This is a genomic window from Candidatus Palibaumannia cicadellinicola, from assembly GCF_000754265.1.
GTDB lineage: Bacteria > Pseudomonadota > Gammaproteobacteria > Enterobacterales > Enterobacteriaceae > Baumannia > Baumannia cicadellinicola_B.
Map to the genome: position 1 here is coordinate 752006 of NZ_CP008985.1, position 7420 is coordinate 759425.

Sequence of the window (7420 nt, forward strand, 5' to 3'; positions counted from 1 at the left end):
AAATTAATTCTCTTAGGTACTAGAACGTTTTTTCATATGTTCTTGCTTCATTAATGCTTGTTCAATAGTTTGTTGTAATAGTAGCATACGTTTTTCTATCTTAGTTTTATAATTACTTCTTTTAAGTTTTTCTTGCGTTAGTTCATGACAAACATTGAGTGCAGCTATAAAAACTAGTTGTTCAGTATTGGTAACTTTAGTTTTAACTTTGAGTTCTTGTAACCGTTTATTTAGATCTCCTGCTGCTTGATTTAGCGCTTCTTGTTGTTCTATAGGACAACTTACTCTTAAAGTACGGTTCAAAATATTGATTTCTACCGGTTGTGCGGACATTTGAGCTTCCTATATTTTGACCGTATAAAAGTTTACCTTTGTGACATTAATGGAAGTGTACTAAAACGGTCACTATAATCGATCTTATTTAAAATAGCAGTGATAAATAAGTGATTTTTAGCAAAAGCTATTATTAAGATAAAACATAGACTCACTTGATATAAAGAAAATCTTTTATTTAAATTTTAAATTTATATTTCTTTTAACTGAGATAAACAAAAATTAGTTTTGGTAAAAGACTAAATGATATAATAGGTAATAATATCTATTTATTTAATAATAAATAGATACTGCTATCGTATTCGTACTTATCAAAAGTTATTGACATAATCTTTGTACATAAACGATCAAGTAGAATGACATTCTATACTAGTAAAAAAAATTTTTGCTACGTTAACATTGACGGTGCGCTAAATGATGACAGTTAATATTATTGGTGGTGGGATGACCGGTGCAACGCTTGCACTAGCACTTTCTAAATTAACTCAAAGACGTATTCTTATTAATTTAGTAGAAGCGATTATACCAGATCAATGTATTCATCATAGCTTAGGTGCACGTTCGATAGCTATTGCGCATGGTACTATTTGTGAATTAAAGTCCATCGGAATTTGGTCAGCACTAGCCTCTTGTGCAACCGCTATCACCTACGTAGAAGTAAGCAATAGTAGTTATTTTGGTAAAATCGGTATTGCTGCAGAAAACTATCATTTGCCTGCATTAGGCTATGTTATACAGCTATCGGATGCTAGACAAATACTATTTAACTTATTACGCGAGGAACCTGGAATAAGGTTATACTCTCCAGCTATCTTACAGCATATCAATCGTAATGATACTCATAGTATAGTAACACTTGATACAGGTCAGCAACTTAGTGCCGAACTAATGGTTGCAGCAGACGGAACATCTTCTCAGCTAGCTATTCTATGTGGTATCCGTTGGAGAAAGAAAGATTATCAGCAAATAGCCGTGATAGCAGATATTAGAACTATGTTACACCATAGAGGCTATGCTTTTGAACGCTTTACTCTTCAAGGATCCTTGGCGCTCTTACCTATGCCAGAGGGACAAAGCTCGCTCATATGGTGCCTACCTGCAATAAATCAACAAGAAATATCTAGTTGGAATGATAAACAATTTTGTCGAATATTACAGAAACAATTTGGATGGCGTTTAGGACGTATAATTAGTGTCGGAGAACGCCAGTACTACCATCTACAGCTACGTATCGCCGAACGGCATATTGCTCATAGATTAGCACTTATAGGAAATGCAGCGCAAACCTTACATCCAATTACGGGTCAAGGCTTTAACCTTGGTTTACGAGATGTTATGACATTAGCAGAAATTTTAGTACATGCAGTAGTGCAAGGCGATGATATCGGTGATTATACAGTATTAGCACGCTATCAGCAGCGTCGTCTGCAAGATCAAACTAAGACCGTTAGTATGACTGATATGTTCGCGAACTACCATACACTACCAGTAATAGTACGTAACCTAGGATTACTAACTATTGCTCATATTCCATTACTTCGTGATATAATAGTACGACAAATACTAGGATGGGTAGCTCGTTAGCTGTCAAATAGAGTTTGTTATGGATATACAAAAATTTGATATTGTTATTAATGGTGGCGGCATAGTAGGTTTAGCACTAGCATGTGGTTTACAACAAAATAATTTGCAAATTGCAGTAATTGAGGACCAAACATTACAATCTCTATTATCAGTTCATAATAGCACTCTTAGAGTATCTGCCATCAATGCAGCTAGTAGACGTTTACTACAATATTTACAGGTATGGAATGAAATTACTACGCAAGGTGCTAATCCTTATCGAAAAATAGAAGTATGGAATCAAAGTAGCTATGTCAAAATATCATTTGATAGTTGTCAGTTAGGGTACCAACAGCTAGGACATATTATCGAAAATACAGTAATTCAAAAAGCACTTTTACATCGTATAAGCCAACTTAGTAATGTCACATTATTCACTTCAATATCATTAAAAAATATCACATGGTACGAGCATGAAGTATTAATGACTCTTAATGATGATCGCAGACTAACAGCCAGGTTAGTTGTTGCGGCAGATGGTGCGAACTCTTGGTTACGAGAGTATGTCAATATACCGATAACATTTTGGGATTATCAACACTATGCTCTAGTAGCTACTGTTCGTACCGAACGGCCGCATGAAAATATAGCTCGTCAAGCATTCCATCATAATGGAATTTTAGCATTTTTGCCTCTCATAGATCCGTATCTAAATTCTATAGTTTGGTCTCTACATTCAGATTTAGCACAACAGCTTTTAGTTCAATCTGACGCAAATTTTAATATTGCTTTAGCAAAAAATTTAAATTTAGCGCTGGGTTTATGTCAATTACAGGGTAAATGCCACAAATTTGCTATTAGCATTCGTTATGCACGCTCTTTTGCTGCTCATCGCCTAGTACTTGTTGGTGATGCAGCCCATACTATTCATCCACTAGCGGGGCAAGGTGTAAATCTTGGCTTAATGGATGTAGCTGAACTAATAAGTCAAATTCAGCAGTTAAATAAAACTGATAAAGATATCGGCAATTATTCCTATTGGAGGCATTACGAACGTAACCGTAAGTACAGTGCAGCGCAGATGTTAACGGGTATCGAGTGTTTTCGTCAGCTCTTCTGCGGTAATCATTTGTCAATAAAATTACTACGTGGTATAGGTTTACGGTTGGTAGATAGAATACCAGGTATTAAGCAGATTTTTCTTAATAAGGCAATAGGTTTAAACGATATGCCGGCCTGGTTATCAATGATAGATTATGATTAAAACTATGTTCATATGAGTTTTTTATAATTCATAACTATTTATAACTTTACCACCATTGATAAAAATGATGGACCGGTCCTATCCCTTGTCCTACATGTAATTGATCAGCATGTAACAATGCTTCTTGTAGCCATGCTTTAGCTACATTTAATGTCTGCGGCCAATCTTGATAACGTGGACGAAGTGCTGCCAATGCGGCAGATAATGTGCAACCAGTACCATGAGTATTCTTAGTTTCTACACGTGGACAAGTAAAACGTAGCTCTTCCTCAGATGTGATTAACCAATCAGGACACTCTATTCCCATTAAATGTCCTCCTTTCATTACTACTGCTTTACTGCCTAATGTTAGTAATTGTCTGCCCTGCTGACACATTTCATTTTCATCTTGAGCAAGCGGGCAGCCTAATAATACGGCTGCTTCAGGTAGATTAGGCGTGATAATAGACACTAATGGTAACAGTTCATCTCGTATACTACGCACTCCATCCTCATCTAGTAGTTTATCACCACTTTTTGCAACCATAACGGTATCTAAAACTAACCAGGGGATAGAATATTGTTTAAGTTGAGCAGCAACCACTCGAACAATATCTGCCTGGCATAATAAACCAATCTTAGCACTATCGATTTGTACGTCACTCAGTACAGAATAAAGTTGCTTTGTAACAAATTCTGGACTAATCGGATAAAGTGCTTGCACACCATAGGTATTTTGTGCAACTAATGATGTAATTACTGAAGTACCATAAGTACCTAGTGCTGAAAAGGTTTTTAAATCAGCCTGAATACCTGCTCCACCGCTTGGATCACTCCCAGCAATACTTAAAATATTATTTATCTGTTTCATAATAAATGCTTTGCATACTTATTATTAATAATACTTTTAGATACATATAAATTAAATAAAAAAGTATTGTTTATTAGTACAAAACTAGTACACAAAAACTTAAATACTATTTTCTATATAATACTATATGCTATATGTAGAAGTAAAAATTAAAAATAATAATTTTATTACTCCCATTCAATAGTAGCAGGTGGCTTACCTGAAATATCATAGACTACACGGGAAATACCATCTATTTCATTTATAATACGGTTAGAAACACTTTCTAGTAATTCGTAAGGTAGATGCGCCCATTGTGCCGTCATAAAGTCAATAGTTTCTACTGCACGAAGCGAAATTACTGGTTGGTATTTGCGGCTGTCACCCATAATACCAACTGAAGAGATAGGAATAAAAACTGCAAAAGCCTGACTAACTTTATAATAAAGATTAGCTTTGTGTAATTCTTCTATAAATATTAGATCTGCTCTACGTAGTAGATCACAATATTCTTTTTTAACTTCTCCTAAGACTCGAACACCTAACCCCGGTCCAGGAAAAGGATGACGGTAAAGTATATCATACGGTAGCCCTAGTTCTAAACCTATTTTACGTACTTCATCTTTAAATAGTTCTTTTAGCGGTTCTATTAATCTCATTTTTAACTTTTTAGGTAAACCACCGACATTATGATGGGACTTAATCATATGAGCCTTACTGGTTGTAGATACTGCAGATTCTATGATATCTGGGTATATAGTGCCTTGTGCTAACCATTGAATATCACTTTTTAAACGTTGTGCCTGCTCTTCGAAAATTTTTATAAAGACTCTTCCTATAATTTTTCTTTTAACTTCTGGATCCTTAATTCCTGCTAGTGCGCTCAAAAAACGATTTTCAGACGGTACATAAACAATGTTAAGACCAAAGTGATTCCTAAACATTTCTAGTACTTGATTTGCTTCATCAAAACGCAATAAACCATTATCAACAAAAACGCAGGTTAGATGATCTCCTATGGCATAATGCAGCAACATAGCTGTTACAGATGAATCTACCCCGCCTGACAGTCCTAAGATCACTCGTTCGTCACCTACTTGCTCTCGAATACGAGCTATCGCGTTAATTTTTATCTGTGTTGGTGTCCACAATGCTTGACAACAGCAAATATCTAGTACAAATCGTTTGATTATATGTTGTCCCTGCTTCGTATGAGTCACTTCAGGATGAAATTGTACGCCATAAAAACGTTTTATTTCGTTAGCAACAATAGCAAATTTACAAGTTTTGGTACTAGCAACAGTGATAAAATCATGGGGAATAGATGTAACATTATCGTTATGACTCATCCATACATCTAATAGTGGTTGACCATTACTACTAATATCATCCTGAATATTTTGTACCAACGGGCTATTAGTAATCACAGCTACCTGAGCATAACCAAATTCACGTAGGTTAGTTGTTTTATTGACCTGTCCTCCAAGCTGTACCGTTATTATTTGCATACCATAGCAAATACCTAGTACTGGTACACCAGCCTGAAAAATATACTCAGAAGCACGTGGACTATTAGACTTTATAGTACTTTCCGGACCACCAGAAAGGATAATACCATGAGGAGCAAAATCACGGATTTGCATTTCAGTTATATCCCAAGCTCTGAGTTCACAATACACACCTAGCTCGCGTACTCGTCGGACTAATAACTGAGAATATTGAGAACCAAAATTCAAAATCAAAATTCTGGATGTATAGATATTTCCTGTCATGATACAATCATTATTATAATTTCAGCCCATGCGGTAATTTGGAGGTTCTTTGGTGATGTCTACATCATGGACATGACTTTCCTTAATCCCAGCACCGCTGATACGGACAAATTCTGCCTTAGTACGTAAATCTTCAATAGTCGCACAACCTGTTAGCCCCATACAGGAACGTAAGCCTCCCATTTGCTGATGAACAATCTCTGTTAACCGTCCTTTATATGCCACACGTCCTTCGATACCTTCTGGTACTAATTTATCGTTAGAGTTTTGGAAATAGCGATAAGAAGCACCTTGAGACATCGCTCCTACTGAACCCATACCTCGGTAAGATTTAAATGATCGGCCCTGGTAAAGTTCAATATCTCCTGGTGATTCTTCTGTACCAGCTAGCAACGAACCAACCATAACGCAAGTAGCACCTGCTGCAATAGCTTTGGCAATATCGCCGGAAAAACGGATACCACCGTCTGCAATGACCGGTATATGAGTACCTTCTAAGGCTTCTACAACATCAGCGATAGCTGTTATTTGTGGTACACCTACTCCGGTTATAATGCGAGTTGTACAGATTGAGCCAGGACCTATGCCAACTTTGACAGCACTCACTCCTGCTTCTATTAGTGCTAACGCACCAGCACCTGTGGCAACATTACCACCAATAATTTCTAATTCTGGATATTCTACGCGTATTTTGCGTATACCTTGTAGTACTCCTTCTGAATGACCGTGTGAGGAGTCAACAAGTAAAACGTCAACACCTACAGCAACTAAAGCTTCTACACGGTTTTTATCACTAGCACCTACTGCTGCACCAACATGTAGACGCCCATGCTTATCTTTACAAGCATTAGGTTTTCTTTCTGCTTTCTGAAAGTCTTTTACGGTAATCATACCTAATAAGTTAAATTGGCTGTCAACTACTAATGCTTTTTCCACTCGTTTTTCATGCATTTTCATTAATACTACTTCGCGTAACTCGCCTTCTTTAACCGTGACTAATCGTTCTCTCGGAGTCATTACAGCAGCTACAGGTACGTGTAGATCGGTCATAAAACGTACATCACGATCTGTGATAATACCCATTAGTTCCTTATCTTCAGTTACTACTGGGTAGCCAGCAAAACCATTTTGAGCAGTAAGTGCTTTGACTTCTAATAGTGTCGTATAGGGAGTTACGCATTGTGGGTTGATCACAACACCACTTTCATAACGTTTTACACGTTTTACTTCTTCTGCTTGACACTCGATCGACATATTTTTATGAATAAAACCTATACCACCTTCTTGCGCTAAAGCGATGGCTAATCGAGATTCAGTAACGGTATCCATAGCTGCGGATAGCATCGGAATATTAAGGTTGATTTTGGGAGTTAATTGCGTACGAAGATCGACTGTTTTTGGTAGTACCGCAGAATAAGCAGGAAGGAGCATAACATCATCGAAGGTCAGTGCTTCTTTAGCAATACGTAGCATAGCAATATCTCACTAAAGTAGATGTTAAATGATAACATATTGCCATGGCATTATACAGAATGTTATCTATTGCCTCCAGCACTGTTTAATAAATTATTTGTCAATGAATATTAGCTATTTTTTGAATGTTTCATTTATACCTAAGTATATAATATAAAGTTTATTTGTATTCACCAAATAGCGTAC

At 36.5% G+C, this 7420-nt stretch carries 6 protein-coding genes; 2 read left to right on the forward strand and 4 right to left on the reverse strand.

Going from position 1 to position 7420, the window contains the following annotated elements; all coding sequences use genetic code 11:
* Positions 1-12: 12 nt before the first annotated feature.
* Entirely contained in the window at positions 13-333 is a 321-nt protein-coding gene (gene zapA / locus IM45_RS03575; protein ID WP_038499407.1) for a cell division protein ZapA, read from the reverse strand.
* Positions 334-750: 417 nt separating this feature from the next.
* Here zapA and ubiH point away from each other — a divergent pair, with 417 nt between their 5' ends.
* Together ubiH and IM45_RS03585 are read left to right on the forward strand one after the other, a co-directional pair.
* Positions 751-1917, forward strand: coding sequence for a 2-octaprenyl-6-methoxyphenyl hydroxylase (gene ubiH, locus IM45_RS03580; RefSeq protein WP_038499699.1), 1167 nt, complete (start codon positions 751-753; stop codon positions 1915-1917).
* A 25-nt stretch (positions 1918-1942) separates the two neighbouring features.
* Entirely contained in the window at positions 1943-3160 is a 1218-nt protein-coding gene (locus IM45_RS03585) for an FAD-dependent monooxygenase (RefSeq protein WP_038499702.1), read from the forward strand.
* Positions 3161-3206: 46 nt separating this feature from the next.
* Here IM45_RS03585 and thiD read toward each other — a convergent pair whose 3' ends face one another.
* The 3 genes from thiD to guaB all read right to left on the reverse strand — a co-directional run bounded on the left by thiD (position 3207) and on the right by guaB (position 7234).
* A complete protein-coding gene (gene thiD, locus IM45_RS03590) occupies positions 3207-4010 on the reverse strand; it encodes a bifunctional hydroxymethylpyrimidine kinase/phosphomethylpyrimidine kinase (protein WP_038499410.1) in 804 nt (267 codons plus the stop codon).
* 167 nt (positions 4011-4177) lie between these two features.
* Positions 4178-5761 carry a glutamine-hydrolyzing GMP synthase gene (guaA, locus tag IM45_RS03735; RefSeq protein ID WP_038499412.1) on the reverse strand — a complete coding sequence of 528 codons (1584 nt, stop codon included), beginning with the start codon at positions 5759-5761 and terminating at the stop codon, positions 4178-4180.
* Between the two features lie 21 nt (positions 5762-5782).
* Positions 5783-7234, reverse strand: coding sequence for an IMP dehydrogenase (guaB, locus tag IM45_RS03740; RefSeq protein WP_038499415.1), 1452 nt, complete (start codon positions 7232-7234; stop codon positions 5783-5785).
* Between the last annotated feature and the right edge of the window lie 186 nt (positions 7235-7420).